Source organism: Pantoea sp., assembly GCF_032114055.1.
In the GTDB taxonomy this organism is placed as follows: Bacteria; Pseudomonadota; Gammaproteobacteria; order Enterobacterales; family Enterobacteriaceae; genus Pantoea.
On sequence record NZ_DAMCTB010000001.1, the window covers coordinates 875,046 to 892,875 of the forward strand.

A 17,830-nucleotide genomic window follows, 5' to 3' on the forward strand; every position below is an offset into this window, starting at 1 on the left:
AAGATTGAGCAGAAGCGAGGCAGAAACGACCACGCCCGCACAGACGGCAGGCGTGGCAGATATCAGTTGTGCGAACGGGCGGAAGATTTTTCGCGATGACCCACTTTCGAGAAGATATTGAACACTTCACCCAGGCCATAAATCATACCCAGCATCAGCGCCATTACCACAGGGACCATCAGGATCGCCACGGCGAGGCTTTTCAGTAATTCCAGCATGGAGAGTCTCACTCTGCGAACAAAGAAGTGATTGTAACGGGTCAGTAAAATTTTGCGCAGCCCTTTTCGTGCTTTTACTTTGGTCACAAAACGCCGCTATCATCGGCCTTCGCCTTAACCCTTTGCCGGAGCCGTCATGGAAGCCGAACTGTCCCTTCATATCCGTTTACACCAGAAACTGTTTGCCGATCCGCGACGTATTGCGCTGCTGAAACGGATTCAGCAGACAGGATCGATCAGTCAGGGCGCAAAGCTGGCCGGCATCAGCTACAAAAGTGCCTGGGATGCGATCAATGAGATGAACCAGATGGCGGATGAAACCCTGGTCGAGCGAGCCACCGGCGGTAAAGGCGGCGGCGGCGCCACGCTGACCCGCTACGGTGAGCGTCTGATTCAGCTGTTCCAGCTGATGGAGCAGATTCAGCAGAAAGCCTTCGATGCCCTGCAGCAGGATACGCTGCCGCTTGACAGTATGCTGGCCGCCATCGCCCGTTTCTCGCTGCAGACCAGCGCCCGCAATCAGCTCTTTGGTACCGTCATTAGCAACGATGCCCGCCAGGTCGTGCAGCATCTGATCATTCAGCTGGCCGATGGCGTGACGCAACTCAGCGTGGCGCTGACCCAGCGCAGTGCCGATCGCCTGCAGCTGGCCACGGGTAAAGAAGTGCTGGTGCTGATCAAGGCCCCGTGGATCCGGGTCAGTCGCGACACCACAGAGCAGGATAATCAGCTGGCGGCCACCCTGACCGCCATTGAGCCTGGTGAGCAGAGAAGCGAACTGCTGATGCAGCTCGCCAGCGGCGAAACCCTGTGTGCGACCCTGAGCAACGACCGGCTTCATGAGCTGGCGCTGCAGCCTGGCGACGCCGTGTTCGCCAGTTTTAATGCGGAGGAGGCGATCGTCGCCACCCTGCTCTGACGCCTGATTTGACTTCACCACGGGCAATGGTTACAACTCACTCATACGATGCAAAAAATGGAACATATCATGGCTTCATTGCACATTTCGCAAGGCACGTTTCGTCTGAGTGATACCCGGGTGCTGCGTCTCGATACGCTGAATCTCCAGCGTGGCGAGAGCTGGGCGTTTGTCGGCGCCAACGGCAGCGGCAAATCGTCGCTGGCCCGTGCTCTTTCCGGTGAACTTCCGCCGCTGAGCGGTTCTGTCCGCAGTACGTTCGTCCGGCCGGTACGGCTGTCGCTGGAGCAGCTGCAGACGCTGGTGGCGCAGGAGTGGCAGCGCAACAACACCGACATGCTCAGTGAAGGAGAAGAGGACACCGGACTGACCGTGGCAGAGGTCATTCAGGCGGAGGTCAGCGATCCAGGCCGGTGCGAACAGCTTGCCCACCAGTTTGGTATCGGACCGCTATTGTCGCGTCGCTTTAAATACCTTTCAACCGGTGAAACCCGCAAGACCCTGCTCTGTCAGGCGCTGATGAACCAGCCCGATTTGCTGATCCTCGATGAGCCGTTTGACGGTCTGGATGTGACGTCGCGCGCCAGCCTGACCGACACGCTGCGCAGCCTGCAACAGCCTGACTTTACCCTGGTGTTGGTGCTCAATCGCTTCGATGACATCCCCGACTTCATTCAGCAGGTGGGTGTGCTGGCAGAGTGTACGCTGACCCACAGCGGGCCGCGCCAGGCCATTCTCACCGAGGCGCTGGTGGCGCAGCTGGCACACAGTGAACAGCTGATGGGAATGGCGTTGCCGGAGGCGGATGTGCCGGATCAGCTGCCCGGTCTGGGGGATGAGGTGCCGCGCGTGATCCTGCGCGACGGCATCGTCGCCTATCACGACATCCCCGTCATCAGCGGGCTGAACTGGCAGGTCAGCGCAGGTGAACACTGGCAGATCGTTGGGCCGAACGGTGCCGGAAAATCAACCCTGTTAAGCCTGGTCACCGGCGATCATCCGCAGGGTTATAGCAACGATCTCACGCTGTTTGGTCGCCGTCGCGGCAGCGGCGAAACCATCTGGGAGATTAAGCAGCATATTGGCTATGTCAGCAGCAGTCTGCATCTTGATTACCGCGTCAGCACCAATGTCCGGACCGTGATTCTGTCAGGCTTTTTTGACTCGATCGGCCTCTATCAGGCCGCCTCTGACCGGCAGAAGGCGCTGGCGCAGCAGTGGCTGACGCTGCTGGGGATGGATGACCGTCTGGGCGATGCGCCTTTCCATTCTTTGTCATGGGGACAGCAGCGGCTGGTGCTGATTGCCCGCGCGCTGGTGAAACATCCAACGCTGCTGATTCTCGATGAGCCGCTGCAGGGGCTGGATCCGCTTAATCGCCAGCTGGTGCGACGCTTTGTCGATGTGCTGATTGGCGAAGGACGCACGCAACTGCTGTTTGTTTCTCATCATGCCGAAGATGCGCCCGGCTGCATAACCCATCGCCTGAGCTTTGTGCCGCACGACGAGGGCTATCACTACCGGCAGGAGACGTTGCGCTAACGCCCCGCCTTATGCGCGCCGCAGCAGCGGCGTTCTGCCCCGCCTGAATGTAAGCGTTACCATTGAGCCTCGCTTTTGGCGTGCCAGAAACCCGCGCAATGCCATAAAATAAGAATAGTCAGCTTGTGTAAACGATACCATTTATCCAGACTTGATCACGCTTTCGGGCGTGCTGATATGTTATTTTTTATGGATGCTTTTTTGGCTTTTGACGCTTACCAGGATCTCACATGGACAAATTCAACCCGGTCGATCATCCGCATCGCCGTTACAACCCATTGACTGATCAATGGATTTTAGTTTCACCGCATCGGGCAAAACGTCCGTGGCAGGGTGCGCAGGAAACGCCGGCGGTGAATACGTTACCGAGCCACGATCCCGACTGCTTCCTGTGTGCCGGCAACACCCGCATTACCGGCGACAAAAATCCGGACTATTCTGGCACCTATGTCTTCACCAATGACTTTGCGGCGCTGATGACCGACACGCCCGACGCGCCGGAGAGCGACGATCTGCTGATGCGTTGTGAAAGCGCCCGTGGCACCAGTCGGGTCATCTGTTTCTCACCCGATCACAGCAAAACCCTGCCGGAGATGTCGCTGAGCGCGCTGGAAGAGGTGGTGCGCACCTGGCAGACGCAGACCGCCGAACTGGGTCAGCACTATCCGTGGGTGCAGGTTTTCGAGAACAAAGGCGCGGCGATGGGCTGCTCTAACCCGCATCCACACGGTCAGGTCTGGGCCAATAGCTTCCTGCCGAACGAAGCGCAGCGCGAAGATGACCACCAGCGCGACTACTTCGCTAAAAAAGGCTCACCGATGCTGGTCGATTATCTCGCGCGTGAGCGGCGGGATGGCAGCCGCACCGTGGTGGAAACGGACTACTGGCTGGCCGTGGTACCGTGGTGGGCCGCCTGGCCATTCGAAACGCTGCTGCTGCCCAAAGCGCACGTCAGACGTCTGACAGACCTTAACGAGGCGCAGCGCACTGACCTGGCTTTAGCACTCAAGAAGCTGACCAGCCGCTATGACAACCTGTTCCAGTGCTCCTTCCCCTACTCCATGGGCTGGCACGGTGCGCCGTTCAACGGCGAAGCCAACGACCACTGGCAGCTGCATGCGCACTTCTATCCGCCGCTGCTGCGCTCAGCAACGGTGCGTAAATTTATGGTCGGCTATGAGATGCTGGCCGAAACCCAACGCGATTTAACGGCGGAACAGGCGGCGGAACGTCTGCGTTCTGTCAGCGACGTTCACTTCCGTGAGGCACAACAATGAGCTTAAAAACCATCACGCAGCAGCTTTTCTCTGACACCTTTGGTTACGCCGCCACGCACACCATTCAGGCGCCGGGCCGCGTTAACCTGATTGGCGAGCATACCGACTACAACGATGGCTTTGTGCTGCCGTGCGCCATTGACTATCAGACCGTGATCGCCTGCTCCCGTCGTGACGACCGTCAGATCCGCGTTGTCGCCGCAGACTATGAGAATGCGCAGGACACCTTCTCACTGGATGAGCCGATCGTCAGCGTGCAGGCGCCAATGTGGGCCAACTATGTTCGCGGCGTGGTGAAACATCTGCAGCAGCGTCATGCCGATTTTGGCGGCATCGATATGGTGATCAGCGGCAATGTCCCGCAGGGTGCAGGCCTCAGCTCCTCCGCCTCGCTGGAAGTGGCGGTCGGCACCGTGGTTCAGCAGCTCTACAACCTGCCGCTGGATGGCGCAGCAATCGCAGTCAATGGCCAGGAAGCCGAGAACCAGTTCGTGGGCTGTAACTGCGGCATCATGGATCAGCTGATCTCCGCACTGGGCCAGAAAGATCATGCGATGCTGCTTGACTGCCGCACGCTCGGCACCCGTCCGGTTTCGATGCCCGATGATGTCGCCGTGGTGATTATCAACTCTAACTTCCGTCGTACCCTGGTCGGCAGCGAATACAACACCCGCCGTGAACAGTGCGAGGCGGGGGCGCGTTTCTTTAATAAAAAGGCGCTGCGTGACGTTGAGCTGGCGGAGTTCGAGGCAGCAGAATCGCAGCTCGATCCACAGGTGGCAAAACGTGTGCGTCACGTCCTGACCGAAAACGCCCGCACGCTGGAAGCGGCCGATGCGCTGACCCGGGGCGACCTGACGCGCATGGGCGAGCTGATGGCTGAATCGCACGCCTCAATGCGTGACGATTTTGAGATCACCGTGCCGCCAATCGATACGCTGGTCGCGATCGTCAAGGCGCAGATCGGCGAGCATGGCGGCGTCCGCATGACCGGCGGCGGTTTCGGTGGCTGTATCGTTGCCCTGATGCCGCAGGATCGGGTTGAGCAGGTGAAAGCAGCCGTGGCGGAGCAGTATGAAGCGCAGACCGGCATTAAAGAAACCTTCTACGTCTGTAAAGCCTCCGAAGGAGCTGGCCCATGCTGAATGACGTCAATTCCCACGCGCCCGACGGTCAGCCGTGGCGTATCACGGTGCTGCGCAATGCCAAGGGTATGCTCGTGACCTTTATGGACTGGGGGGCCACCTGGCTCTCTGCCCGTGTGCCGATGCAGGATGGCACGGTGCGTGAAGCCCTGCTCGGCTGCGCCACCCCTTCTGACTACCTTCATCAGGATGCCTATCTGGGCGCGACGGTGGGCCGCTATGCAAACCGTATCGCCGGGGCGAAGCTCAGTAAAATGAATCGCCAGCTGGTGCCAAACCAGGGGGCGCATCAGCTGCATGGCGGCCCCGAGGGATTTGATAAGCGCCGCTGGCAGATCGTCAGTCAGAGCGACAGCGAGGTGCACTACCGCCTCGATTCGCCGGATGGCGATCAGGGCTATCCGGGTAATCTGATTGCCGATTTACGCTATCAGCTGGATGATCAGAACTGCCTGAGTATCCACTATGCAGCGCGCTGCGATCAGCCCTGCCCGGTCAACCTGACCAACCATGCCTACTTCAACCTTGATGCGCATCATGGCGACGCCCGCCAGCATCGCTTACAACTGCACGCCGACCATTATCTGCCGGTCGACAGCGAAGGCATTCCGAATGCGCCGCTGAAAGCGGTTGCCGACACCAGTTTCGATTTCCGCCACGCCAAAGTTGTCGCGCAGGATTTCCTGGCAGACGAAGATCAGCGGGCCGTGAAGGGCTACGATCACGCCTTCCTGCTGAACAGCGCAGGCGATGCCACCCAGCCCGCAGCGGAACTCTGGTCGGAAGATGGCAGATTACAGCTCAGCGTGACCACCTCGGCGCCGGCATTGCAGTTCTACACCGGTAACTATCTGGCCGGGACGCGTGCCCGCGAACAGGGGCGCTATACTGCCTTTCAGGGCATCGCGCTGGAGAGCGAATTTTTACCGGATTCGCCCAATCACACTGAGTGGCCTCAGCCCGATTGCTGGCTGCAGCCGGGAGACCGCTGGGAATCCGTGACGCGTTATCGCTTCACGCCACGCTGAGCGGCCGGCTGAAAAACGCGCAGTGCGTCACACACAGGCTTACGCGCTGCCCGCTTTTCCGTTATGGTATGGCGCTATCAGCTCGTGTGTCAGGCGGGCAGCAGCAGGTTTCCAATCTCACAGAAACATCACAGTATTAAGGAGTTAAGCTATGGCTGTAACTAAGCTGGTTCTGGTGCGACACGGCGAAAGCCAGTGGAACAACGAAAACCGCTTTACCGGTTGGTATGATGTTGACCTTTCTGAGAAAGGTCGTGGCGAAGCCAAATCAGCGGGACAGCTGCTGAAGAAAGAGGGCTTTGTTTTTGATTTTGCTTACACTTCCGTACTGAAGCGTGCAATTCACACGCTGTGGAACGTGCTGGATGAGCTGGATCAGGCCTGGCTGCCGGTTGAGAAAACCTGGCGTCTGAACGAGCGTCACTACGGTGCGCTGCAGGGTCTGGACAAAGCGGAAACCGCTGCGAAATATGGCGATGAGCAGGTTAAGCAGTGGCGTCGCGGCTTTGCCGTTACTCCGCCAGAGCTGGATCGTGCCGATGAGCGCTTCCCTGGCCATGACCCGCGTTATGCGAAACTGACGCCGGAGCAGCTGCCTACTACCGAGAGCCTGGCGCTGACCATCGACCGCGTGATCCCTTACTGGAACGACACAATTCTGCCGCGCATCAAAAGCGGTGAGAAAGTGATTATCGCTGCACACGGTAACTCCCTGCGCGCGCTGGTAAAATATCTGGATAACCTGAGCGAAGATGAGATCCTCGAACTGAACATCCCGACCGGCGTTCCGCTGGTGTATGAGTTCGATGAAAACTTCAAACCACTGAAACGTTACTATCTGGGCGACCAGGACGAGATTGCCGCAAAAGCCGCAGCCGTTGCGAATCAGGGTAAAGCGAAGTAATTCTGCGCTGAAAGGCAAAAAGGCCAGACTGTCGTCTGGCCTTTTTTATTGGGCAGCATGCAGGCGCCTGAACGCCGATGGCCTAGCCGCGACGCTGTTTTACCGCTGCCGCCAGCTGACGCAGCACGTTGTCTGTGTCTTCCCAGCCGATGCAGGCGTCAGTGACGCTTTTGCCATAGACCAGCGGCTCACCGCTCTCCAGGCTCTGATTGCCTTCCACCAGATGACTCTCGATCATCACACCGATAATCGCCTGCTCTCCGCCACTCAGCTGCTGCGCGACATCATTTGCGACATCCATCTGACGCCTGAACTGCTTGCTGCTGTTAGCGTGGCTGAAGTCGATCATCACCTGCTGAGGCAGACCCGCTTTCGCCAGCCCCTCTTTCACCGCGGCCACATGCTGCGCGCTGTAGTTCGGCTCTTTGCCGCCGCGCAGGATGATATGGCAGTCGCCGTTACCGCCGGTTTCGACAATTGCGGAGTGGCCATACTTGGTTACAGAGAGGAAGCAGTGCGGCGAACCCGCTGCGTTTATCGCATCAATCGCCACTTTGATCGTGCCGTCGGTGCCGTTTTTGAAACCGACCGGACAGGAGAGACCCGAAGCCAGCTCGCGGTGTACCTGAGATTCAGTGGTTCGCGCACCAATTGCGCCCCAGCTCATCAGGTCAGCCACATACTGCGGGGTAATCATATCCAGAAACTCGCCCGCTGCCGGTAAGCCGCTGTCGTTAATATCCAGCAGCAGTTTGCGCGCCAGGCGCAGGCCATCGTTAAGCTGATAGCTGTTGTCCATATAGGGATCGTTGATCAGCCCTTTCCAGCCCACGGTGGTGCGTGGCTTCTCGAAATAGACGCGCATCACCACTTCGAGTTCGCCCTTCAGCTCATCGCGCAGCGCCAGCAGGCGACCGGCATACTCTTTGGCCGCGTCAGGATCGTGAATAGAACAGGGGCCAATCACCACCAGCAGGCGATCATCCCTGCCCTGCAGTATCTGGTGAATCGCCTGACGGGCCTGTGAGACGGTCTGTGCAGCACGATCGGTCGCCGGGAATTTTTCGAGCAGCGCAACCGGAGGTAACAGCTCTTTAATTTCTTTGATGCGTAAGTCATCGTTCTGGTAATTCATACTGATTCCATATTATTTCTGGCCCGGCGCCCGCCGGACACAACCCGCCCAATGTAGCCCGAAGTGCCAGGGGTGTAAATTCCCGCAGCGGTTCAGTTGTGCGGGTGATATTTGCAATAATCAGGTTACCGACTAGACTTTTTAAAGGTAAGCACTGAGGAACGTCCCGCTTACACAATTTAATCACCCTGTTTAAGCAAACTGGCGGATATTATTTCGTCAGGGATTTTCTTACCCGAAATTGCACCTCTGGGCTAAAAGCCTCTTCAATAATTAATGGGAGTATAATGATGAAAAAGTTTGCCTTACTCTTTTTGACAGCAGCAATGACACTAGGCAGCGGCGCGGCCCTGGCTGAGGGCGGCAATAACGGCACAGCCAATCAGGCAGCCAGCGCAGGTGCCGTTGCGCCCGGTGCTAAAGAAAATCTGCCGCCAAATAATGTCGATAATGACAAAATCAACAATACCGGCCACGACATGAATTCTGCCACATCCGGCAGCACCAGCAGTGCGGGCAATATGTCTGCCAACGAAATTGACCAGAACAGCCAGTGTAAAGATGGCAAGTGTCCAAACATCAACCGTAAGGTTGAAACTAAAGTGGGTGGCGGCGACGTCAACACTAAGACCGACGGTACCACGCAGTAATGCTGTTTTAACCAGGAGAGCGCACGTTCTCCTGGTTTCTCTCCCTTCCATCCGACTCTTCCGCTATGCTAATCCTGTTAAATTGACAGGGAATCCTTCATGGCCGTTTTGCTTTTGATTGACGATCATCCGCTGGTCGAAGTGGCACTTGAAGCCGCGCTGCTCCAGTCACCCGTTCCGGTTCAGCTCCTCTCTGCCAGCTGTGAAAAAGACGCCCGTCCCCTGCTTCAGCAGCCACTGGATATCATTGTGCTGGATATCGGCCTGCCGGATGGCGATGGCCTGGAAATCCTGCGCCGCCTGAAGATCCATCGGCCCGACTGCCCGGTTCTGATCTACTCCGCACAGCAGACGCGGCACACTATGCGGCGCGCCCAGGCGCTGGGTGCCGCAGGTTATGTGGTAAAGAGTCAGCGCATGGCGCAGCTGCTCAGTGCCATCCTGGCGGTGCTGGGCGGTCAGACGGCCTTTCCCCAGATGGACGAGGATGAGCCTGAACTGCCGCTGACACAGAAGGAGCAGCAGATTCTGGCGCTGCTGGCCAGCGGCCTGTCTAACCTGCAGATCGCCGACCAGCTGCACATCAGTAATAAAACCGTCAGTACGCATAAAAAGAACATTCTTGAAAAGACCGGTGCCCGCTCGGTGGTAGAGCTGGCTGACCTGTGGAAAGCGCAGCAGTGAGAACCATGTTGCTGATCCTGCTGCTGCTGTGTGGTCCGGCGCTGGCTGAGGTGCGACCAGTGAGCAGCGTGAATCTGCCGATGATGCTGCCGGTGACGCATGCCGACACCATGCAGGGAAAAATTCTGCGCGTCGGTCTGCTGGAAGAGAACCACGCGCCCTGGACGATGCGTATCGGCAACGATCTTTACGGTATCAACGCCGACTATCTCTCTGCGCTGCGGCAGCTGACCGGTGCACAGTTCAGGCTCAGTCTCTATCGCGATCAGCCACAGCTGCTGCAGGCGCTGAACAGCGGCCAGCTCGATTTTGCTCTGGGCATGTGGATTGCCCCCCTGCCCGACACCATTCTGAGCAGCGATAACTGGTACAGCAGTCCGCTACGTGTCTACCGCAATCAGCAGAACCAGCGTGCCGTGATGTTCAATAGTCACAACGCCACGCTGGCAATCAGCGACACTACCCTGGCGCAGCTCCCGCCTGCGCTGGCAGCTCGCCATAGCTGGCGTCACTACAGCAACGACCTCCAGGCACTCTATACTCTGCTGAATCAGCAGAATGATTATCTGGTGGCAGATGAGACCAGCGCCGGTTTCCTGCTGAGCCAGCTGCAGCAGGGGCAGATCTACCAGATCGCCTCTCATATCGACGCCGGACAGCTCAATCTGCGCGCGATCGCGCGTGATCCCCGGTTGATCAGCTGGATTAATCAGAGCCTGCGTCAGCTGCCTGCGGAACTGATGAATACGCTGCAGGCCCGCTGGAGCAGCAGCCTGCCACGTTATCAGGATACGCAGACCCTGATGCTCAGCCCGACAGAACGCGCCTGGATAGCCGCGCATCCGCGTATTACTTACACCGCCGAACCCGATAACTATCCCTGGAGTTATCGTGACGCCAGTGGCACCGCCCGGGGCTATAGCGTCGATGTGCTGAAGGCGGTCGCGCAGAGCACCGGCTTGCAGTTTGAGCCGGTCTGGGTCAGCAATCCGCGTCAGGCCAGTGCGCTGATGGCGCAGCAGCGGGCGATGCTACACCTGATGCAGCCACTCAACGGCGAGTCGATGCAGAGCACCTCGCTGCCGGTGTGGCGCGCACTCTGGGGAATCTACAGCCTTCGCGCCGCTACCCCTGCGCACTGGCGCGATCTGCGCGGCAAGCGGATTGGTGTATTACAGGGTGACCTGGCGCAGCGTCTGCTACCCGCCGATCTGCCCTCCCAGCCCTTTGCCGACCGCAACAGCCTTTATGATGCGCTGGCAAAGGGCGAAATCGATGTACTGGTCGATAACGTGCTCTCCGCCCGCTGGCGCCTCGCCAGCCGCGATGACACCCGCATTCATTTCGCCTTTGCTGCCAGCGACATCGCCTGGCCCGTTGCGCTGGGCGTAACGCCCGACCAGCCGGTGCTGCGAACGCTGCTCGATCGCGCATTGCAGCAGATCCCGGCCGACACGCAGAGCCGGATGCGCGACAGCTGGTCCACGCCCCCGCAGCCTGGCAGCGTGATGGTCATGCGTTCGCTGCCGATGATGGTGCTGGCGGTGGCGGGTGCGGCGATTATATTACTTCTGCTGCTGCTGGCCCGACGCTACTGGCAGCAGCGCCGGGAGCGGCAGCAGCGTGAGCAGGCTGAACATGCCAACGCAATGAAAAGCCAGTTTCTGGCGACCGTCAGCCATGAGCTGCGCACCCCAATGCAGGCGATTCTGGGGCTGCTGGAGCTGGAGAAGCAGCAGCGCAGCAGCCAGAACCTGACGCTGCTGCACAGCAGCGCACAGGCTTTGCTGACTCTGCTGAACGACCTGCAGGATCATGCGCGTATTGAGAGCAACAGTTTTACACTGGCCCCGCGTCCGCTGGCGCTGGCGCAGTGGCTTGATCAGCAGCAGCACTTTTATCATCCTTTAATGCGCGCAGAGGGTCCGCGTCTGATCGTCGAGGCGCTGACCCCGCTGCCTGAGAGCGTCCTGATCGATGCCGACCGCCTGCAGCAGGTGGTCAACAATCTGGTGACCAATGCGCTGAAATTTACCCGTCACGGCATCATCCGCCTGACACTGGCCGCAGAGCAGCAGCTGATCCTGCAGGTCAGCGACAGCGGTAGCGGGATTCCGCCGGACGAACAGCTGAAGTTGTTTGATCCCTGGTATCAGGCCCCGTCCGGGAAAGCGGTGTCGGTGCAGGGCAGCGGGCTGGGGCTGTTTATCTGTCGTGAGATGGTGCTGCGGATGGGGGGGGATATCCGGCTTGTCTCTGAACCCGGTCAGGGAACGCAGGTGACCGTCACGCTGCCGCTGGAGCCTGTCACGCCGTCCGGTCATGATGATGAAACCACCCTGCCCGCCTTTCCTGGACTGCGGGTAGCCATTGTGGACGACCATCCGGCCAACCTACTGGTGATGCAGCAGCAGCTGACGCGCTTCGCAATTCAGGCTGATATTTTCGAGGAGGGACGTGCGCTTTTGCGGGCCGATGCCCAGCGGCCGTATGACCTGTTGTTTATCGACCAGATGATGCCACGGCCCGACGGCACGCTGCTGCTGCGTCTGCTGCGACGGCGTGACCGTCAGCGCGGACGGCAGGCAATGCGGGTACTCTGCTCGGCCGACGCGCAGCTGCTGACGCGCCCCCTGGAGGCGCAGGAGCGGGTGCTGATCAAACCTGTTCAGTTAGCCGATCTCCGCGCGCTGCTGATGGCGTTTCAGCACGATCCGCTGGCGATGCTGGATGATAACCTGTGGCAGCTGGCACAGCAGAATCAAACCTTTCTCACTCGCCTGAGCCGGACGCTGCATAGCACACTGACACAGGATCTGGCGGCTATGCATGAGGCGTACGCCCGGGCAGACTGGCCTGCGTTTGCTGATGCGGCGCACAGAATGAAGGGAAGCTGGCTGCTGGCGGGACTGGATCAGGGCGCGCAGCTTAGCCAGCAACTGGTAGAACAGGCAGGCGCGCATCAGGATCCCTCTGAGACGTGGCAATCACTGATATTATTAACCAACAGGTTACTCAAAAAACTGGAATCTTATGGCACACACCCACACTCATAGCGGGCAGAACAGTAATCGCACGCGACTGGCGGCCGCCTTCGGGGTGACCGTTCTCTTTATGGTTGCCGAAGTTATTGGCGGCTGGATCTCCGGTTCGCTGGCACTGCTGGCGGATGCCGGGCACATGCTGACCGATGCCGCCGCGCTGCTGATGGCATTACTGGCCGTACAGTTTTCACAGCGCAAACCCAACGCACGCCATACCTTTGGTCTGCTGCGGCTGACTACGCTGGCAGCCTTTGTCAACGCCATCGCACTGCTGGGCATTACCGCGCTAATCGTCTGGGAGGCAGTGCGCCGCTTCGCCGATCCACAGCCGGTAACCGGTGGCCTGATGCTGGGGATCGCGATTGGCGGGCTGCTGGCCAATCTGCTGTCATTCTGGCTGCTGCATCACGGCAGCGAAGAGAAAAACCTTAACGTCCGTGCGGCTGCGCTGCATGTCATGGGGGATCTGCTGGGGTCGGTAGGCGCGATCGTCGCGGCGGTGATCATTCTGCTGACCGGCTGGATGCCCATCGACCCGATTCTGTCGCTGCTGGTTTCGCTGCTGGTGCTGCGCAGCGCCTGGTCGCTGCTGCGGGAGAGTCTGCAGGAGTTACTGGAAGGCGCACCGCATTCGCTGGATGTGAACCGGCTGATGCGCGATCTCACGCTGAACATTGCCGAGGTGCGCAATGTTCACCATGTGCATCTGTGGCAGGTCGGTGAAAAACCGCTGCTGACGCTGCATGCGCAGGTGATCCCGCCTTACGATCACGATGCGCTGCTGCACCGTATTCACGACTATCTGCGGCAGCACTACCAGATTGAACATGCCACGGTGCAGATGGAGTATCAGCCCTGCACCGGTGCCGAATGTCAACTGGGCTTAAGCAGTGCGGCGGCCAGCGGCCATCATCATAGCCATTCGCCGGGTCATGACCATGATCATGACTCGGCTCACGCCAGCGGCAAGGCGCACACTCACTGAGCCGACAGCGCGCGGGAACCCTGTTGCCGCGCGCTGCGAATCCAGATACGTGAACCATTCAGTGCGATCAGCGTCAGAATCGCATACTCCAGTGACATCGCATAGACGCCCTGACGGGCGAATATCATCACGCTGATCACATTGATGATTACCCACAGCAGCCAGTTCTCGACATATTTGCGCGTCATCAGCACCATCGCCGCAATCGACAGCACCATCATGCAGGCATCCCAGAATGGGAAGGCATCCGGCTGCAGGTCGGGCATAGCCACTGCCAGACCGAGCGCGTTCATCAGCGCAACGGCCGCACGGGTCAGCAGCGCGAACACCGGATCGATATAACGCGTCATCAGCGCAATGGCGATCACACAGCCCGCCCCCCAGGCCAGCGCTTTGGGCAGCGGCAGCCAGCGGATTTTCAGCGCCGCCTCGTTATCGGCCGTCTGGCGACTCCAGGCGTACCAGCCGTAGAGGTTGGCGGCAAAGAAGAAGAGCTGTAGCAGCAGGCTGGCGTAAAGCTGGATCTGAAAGAAAATCACCGCGAACAGCGTGACGTTAATCAGGCCGAAGGGATAGTTGATGATTTTTTCCAGGCTGGCAAACCAGATGCAAAGTAAGCCCGCCAGGGTGCCGATAGCTTCAATCCATGAGAGATCGTAGCCGCCCGCCCCCAGAGGAATATGAACCAGAATATTGTGTGTGCTGAAAAAGTCCATGCAGAGCACCTCTCCGGAAAACGCTTACGCGTTACCCTTCACGTTGAGTTTAAGGTCTGCTGCAAAGGATAGCATGCGATTAAGCGGCAGTAATGCCGCCTCACGCAGCGTCTCATCTACCTGAATCTCATGCTCCACTCCGCCCGACTCCAGCGCCTCTGCGATGGCTTTCAGGCCGTTCATTGCCATCCACGGACAGTGCGCACAGCTGCGGCAGGTCGCCCCCTCACCCGCCGTTGGCGCTTCCAGCAGCTCTTTATCCGGCACCGCCTGCTGCATTTTGTAGAAGATGCCGCGATCGGTGGCCACAATCATCTGCGGATGCGGCAGCGACTTCGCGGCCTGGATCAGCTGGCTGGTCGAGCCGACCGCGTCCGCCAGGTCGACAATCGCCTGCGGCGACTCCGGATGCACCAGCACCGCCGCGTCGGGATAAAGCGCTTTCATCCGCTGCAGAGCCTGGGTTTTGAATTCGTCATGCACGATACAGGCACCCTGCCAGCACAGCACGTCTGCGCCCGATTTCTGGCTAACGTACCGGCCGAGATGGCGATCCGGTGCCCAGATGATCTTTTCGCCCAGACTGTCGAGGTGCTCAATCAGCTCGACCGCAATGCTGGAGGTGACGACCCAGTCGGCCCGCGCTTTCACGGCGGCGGAGGTATTGGCATAGACCACCACGGTACGATCGGGATGGGCATCGCAGAACGCATTGAACTCCTCAATCGGGCAGCCGAGATCCAGCGAGCACTCCGCCTGCAGGGTGGGCATCAGCACGGTTTTTTCCGGGCTGAGGATTTTGGCGGTTTCGCCCATGAAACGCACACCCGCCACCAGCAGCGTGGTCGCGGCGTGGTGACTGCCAAAGCGCGCCATCTCCAGAGAGTCGGAGACGCAGCCGCCCGTCTCCTCTGCCAGCGCCTGAATTTCCGGATCGGTGTAGTAATGTGCCACCATCACCGCGTTACGCGCTTTCAGCAGGGTTTTGATTTTCTCGCGGTAGAACGCCTTTTCATCGTCGTTCAGGCGGGCAGGTTTCGGTGGAAAAGGGTAAACGGCGCTTTCAGGATCAAACATCACACTCATGACACAGCTCTCGTTTTATCTAATTAACGAAAGTCGCCTGAAAAGGCGACTTATGACGTTGATTACGCCATTGTGTTTTATATGCTAAACACGATAGCGAAAAAAACAGGCTCTGTCGTGCGCTTTTTATGCCAGCCTGGTTATAGTGCCTGTCCCGCCAACGGCGTTTCACCGGCCAGCGCCAGCGATGGCTGCGGCTTTTCCAGCGACAGCAAAAAGGCCTTGATATCCAGCCCGCCCGCAAAGCCGGTGAGCTTGCCGTTGGATCCGATGACCCGATGACAGGGCGCAACAATCGAGAGCGGGTTGCGTCCGTTGGCCGCGCCGACCGCACGCACGGCCAGCGGATGGCCGATCTCTCGCGCAATCTGGCTGTAACTGCGCGTTTCGCCAAACGGGATCGCTATCAGCGCCTGCCAGACCTTTTTCTGGAAATCGGTGCCGACAAAATCGAGCGGCAGGTCGAAGTCGCGCCGCTCTCCGGCAAAGTACTCGTTAAGCTGACGCTCGGTTTCACGCAGAACAGGATGGTTGTCATCCTGCACCTGCGGCAAAAACCGGGTGCGTTTCGGATCGTCATTTTCCCACAGAATGCCTGCCAGACCGCTGTCGCTGGCGACCAGTTTAAGCTCACCTACCGGAGTAGCTATCGCTCTGAAGTAGTACATGGTGATTCTCCCGTCATGGTTCCGTTGCCTATTATCGCACTTTTCCGGGCCCTGACTGGCTGTTTCCGGTCATGTGGCTAAACTAGTGTGCTGTCCGAAAACAGCCAGTCTGACGGAGTATGCCGGTATAGACTGCCGCTCTTTACCGGAGAAATGCCATGCTCAGTCCCGAAATTGCCTACCAGGCGCTGACCTCTCGTGATACCCGCTTTGACGGCGTTTTCTTTGTTGGCGTGACCTCCACCGGCATCTACTGCCGTCCGGTTTGTCCGGTGAAAGCGCCGCTGCTTAAAAACTGTCTGTTTTTTAACAGCGCCGAAGCGGCGGAGAAAGCCCGCTTTCGCCCCTGCCTGCGCTGTCGCCCTGAGCTGGCCCCGGGAAACGCGCCGGTCGATCAACCTCATCGCGTGGCGGAGCGGCTGGTTCAGCGTATTGAGGAGGGAATGCTGGAGGAGCGCGAAGGGCTGGAGGCGATTGCGGCGGAGTTCGGGCTCAGTCTGCGCCAGCTACGGCGCATCGTGCAGCAGGAGCTGGGGGTGTCGCCGCTGGAGCTGAAACAGACGCGCCGCATGCTGCTGGCAAAGCAGCTGCTGACGGAAACCCGGCTGCCGGTCACGGAGGTCGCCTACGCCAGCGGCTTTCGCAGCCTGCGGCGTTTTAACGATGTCTTTCAGGCACGCTACCGGATGACGCCCAGCGCACTGCGCCGGGATGAGAGCGCAGTTCAGGCCACGCAGTCGGGTGACCGCATTACGCTGCGGCTGGTTTATCGCCCGCCCTACGACTGGGCGGCAATGCTCTGGTTTTTGCAGACGCACCTGATGAAAGAGGTCGAGGCGGTAGAGGATGGCTGCTGGCGACGCACCGTGGCATTAGGGCGCTGCCGGGGCTGGGTCAGCGTGTCGCATCTGCCGCAGAAAAATGCGCTGCAGGTGACGCTCTCTGCGTCGCTGACGCCGGTGCTGCCGCTGCTGCTGCGTCGTTTGCGCGATCTGTTCGATCTGGATGCTCAGCCGCAGCGTATCGCGGCCTGTCTGTCACAGGATCCGCTGCTGGCGCCCAGCCTGCTGGCGCATCCCGGCCTGCGCGTGCCTGGCGCGTTCGACGCCTTTGAGCTGGGCGTGCGTGCGATTATCGGCCAGCAGGTGACGGTCAAAGCGGCGACCACCGTCAGCAGCCGTTTCGCCGCCGCGTTCGGCGAGCCCTGTGAAACACCGTTTCCCGATCTGACCCGCTACACCGCGCTGCCTGAACGCATTGCTGCATCGACGGTGGATGACGTGGCGCCACTCGGCATCGTCAGCGCCGCACGCTCTCGTGCCATCATTGCCTTTGCCACTGCCTGTGCCAGCGGCGAGCTGCGACTCAGTGCCGCTCAGTCGCCAGACGAGGTGATAAAGAAGCTGGTCAGCCTGCCGGGCATTGGGCCCTGGACCGCGCACTATATCGCAATGCGCGCCCTGCGCTGGCCGGATGCCTTTCCCAAAGAGGATATCGCCATCCGTAATAATCTGGGCGGCATGACGGCTTCGCAGGCGGAGGCGCGCTCACATACCTGGCGCCCCTGGCGCAGCTATGCGGTGATGCATATCTGGGAGAGCCTGGCGGTGGCGAAAGCGAAGAAAAAGCCGTGACGGTGGCGGTGAGGAGGCAGACTGACGGCTCAGCCTGCAGCGCAGAGTCATTGAGTCGAACCTGCTGCAGGTTCTCATCCTGCACCTCTGAACCCGTGCGCTGAAAACGAAAAAAGCGCCCGAGGCGCTTTTTTCTTAATTGGTGGGTCGTGCAGGATTCGAACCTGCGACCAATTGATTAAAAGTCAACTGCTC

Annotated in this window: 16 protein-coding genes; 11 read left to right on the forward strand and 5 right to left on the reverse strand. The window is 59.3% G+C overall.

From position 1 onward, the window contains the following. Positions 1–62: 62 nt before the first annotated feature. A complete protein-coding gene (locus RT657_RS04105) occupies positions 63–218 on the reverse strand; it encodes an AcrZ family multidrug efflux pump-associated protein (protein WP_098051177.1) in 156 nt (51 codons plus the stop codon). A 136-nt stretch (positions 219–354) separates the two neighbouring features. On the opposite strand from RT657_RS04105, the gene modE reads away from it, so the two are divergent. The 6 genes from modE to gpmA all read left to right on the forward strand — a co-directional run bounded on the left by modE (position 355) and on the right by gpmA (position 7,033). Continuing rightward, a complete protein-coding gene (modE, locus tag RT657_RS04110) occupies positions 355–1,137 on the forward strand; it encodes a molybdenum-dependent transcriptional regulator (RefSeq protein ID WP_313652655.1) in 783 nt (260 codons plus the stop codon). Between the two features lie 69 nt (positions 1,138–1,206). After that, positions 1,207–2,679: a molybdate ABC transporter ATP-binding protein ModF gene (gene modF, locus RT657_RS04115; RefSeq protein ID WP_313652656.1), complete on the forward strand. Its 1,473-nt coding sequence runs from the start codon at positions 1,207–1,209 to the stop codon at positions 2,677–2,679. Positions 2,680–2,909: 230 nt separating this feature from the next. Next, entirely contained in the window at positions 2,910–3,956 is a 1,047-nt protein-coding gene (gene galT, locus RT657_RS04120) for a galactose-1-phosphate uridylyltransferase (protein ID WP_313652657.1), read from the forward strand. Beyond that, a complete protein-coding gene (gene galK / locus RT657_RS04125) occupies positions 3,953–5,101 on the forward strand; it encodes a galactokinase (RefSeq protein WP_313652658.1) in 1,149 nt (382 codons plus the stop codon). Before galT ends, galK begins: the two co-directional genes overlap by 4 nt. Further along, positions 5,095–6,129 carry a galactose-1-epimerase gene (galM, locus tag RT657_RS04130; RefSeq protein ID WP_313652659.1) on the forward strand — a complete coding sequence of 345 codons (1,035 nt, stop codon included), beginning with the start codon at positions 5,095–5,097 and terminating at the stop codon, positions 6,127–6,129. Before galK ends, galM begins: the two co-directional genes overlap by 7 nt. Positions 6,130–6,280: 151 nt before the next feature. Next, on the forward strand, positions 6,281–7,033 hold the full coding sequence (gene gpmA / locus RT657_RS04135) for a 2,3-diphosphoglycerate-dependent phosphoglycerate mutase (protein WP_009091367.1): 753 nt from the start codon (positions 6,281–6,283) through the stop codon (positions 7,031–7,033). 82 nt (positions 7,034–7,115) lie between these two features. On the opposite strand, the gene aroG is transcribed toward gpmA, so the two are convergent. Then, the gene (gene aroG, locus RT657_RS04140) at positions 7,116–8,168 is read right to left on the reverse strand and encodes a 3-deoxy-7-phosphoheptulonate synthase AroG (RefSeq protein WP_313652660.1); all 1,053 of its coding nucleotides are present in this window, start codon (positions 8,166–8,168) and stop codon (positions 7,116–7,118) included. A 287-nt stretch (positions 8,169–8,455) separates the two neighbouring features. On the opposite strand from aroG, the gene RT657_RS04145 reads away from it, so the two are divergent. The 4 genes from RT657_RS04145 (at position 8,456) to zitB (ending at position 13,531) form a co-directional block, all read left to right on the forward strand. After that, the gene (locus RT657_RS04145; RefSeq protein ID WP_313652661.1) at positions 8,456–8,818 is read left to right on the forward strand and encodes a YbgS-like family protein; all 363 of its coding nucleotides are present in this window, start codon (positions 8,456–8,458) and stop codon (positions 8,816–8,818) included. A gap of 99 nt (positions 8,819–8,917) precedes the next feature. Further along, positions 8,918–9,502, forward strand: a complete 585-nt coding sequence (locus RT657_RS04150) for a response regulator transcription factor (protein WP_313652662.1) — start codon at positions 8,918–8,920, stop codon at positions 9,500–9,502. Positions 9,503–9,507: 5 nt separating this feature from the next. After that, positions 9,508–12,558, forward strand: coding sequence for an ATP-binding protein (locus RT657_RS04155; RefSeq protein ID WP_313652663.1), 3,051 nt, complete (start codon positions 9,508–9,510; stop codon positions 12,556–12,558). Further along, the gene (gene zitB, locus RT657_RS04160; protein ID WP_313652664.1) at positions 12,536–13,531 is read left to right on the forward strand and encodes a CDF family zinc transporter ZitB; all 996 of its coding nucleotides are present in this window, start codon (positions 12,536–12,538) and stop codon (positions 13,529–13,531) included. Before RT657_RS04155 ends, zitB begins: the two co-directional genes overlap by 23 nt. On the opposite strand, the gene pnuC is transcribed toward zitB, so the two are convergent. The 3 genes from pnuC to RT657_RS04175 form a co-directional block, all read right to left on the reverse strand. After that, positions 13,525–14,247, reverse strand: a complete 723-nt coding sequence (pnuC, locus tag RT657_RS04165; RefSeq protein WP_313652665.1) for a nicotinamide riboside transporter PnuC — start codon at positions 14,245–14,247, stop codon at positions 13,525–13,527. The two genes, zitB and pnuC, sit on opposite strands and share 7 nt — an antisense overlap. Before the next feature lie 24 nt (positions 14,248–14,271). Beyond that, positions 14,272–15,333: a quinolinate synthase NadA gene (gene nadA / locus RT657_RS04170; protein ID WP_313652667.1), complete on the reverse strand. Its 1,062-nt coding sequence runs from the start codon at positions 15,331–15,333 to the stop codon at positions 14,272–14,274. A 140-nt stretch (positions 15,334–15,473) separates the two neighbouring features. Then, a complete protein-coding gene (locus RT657_RS04175) occupies positions 15,474–16,001 on the reverse strand; it encodes a methylated-DNA--[protein]-cysteine S-methyltransferase (RefSeq protein WP_313652668.1) in 528 nt (175 codons plus the stop codon). Positions 16,002–16,159: 158 nt separating this feature from the next. Here RT657_RS04175 and RT657_RS04180 point away from each other — a divergent pair, with 158 nt between their 5' ends. Next, entirely contained in the window at positions 16,160–17,635 is a 1,476-nt protein-coding gene (locus tag RT657_RS04180) for an AlkA N-terminal domain-containing protein (RefSeq protein ID WP_313652669.1), read from the forward strand. The last annotated feature ends 195 nt before the right edge of the window (positions 17,636–17,830 follow it).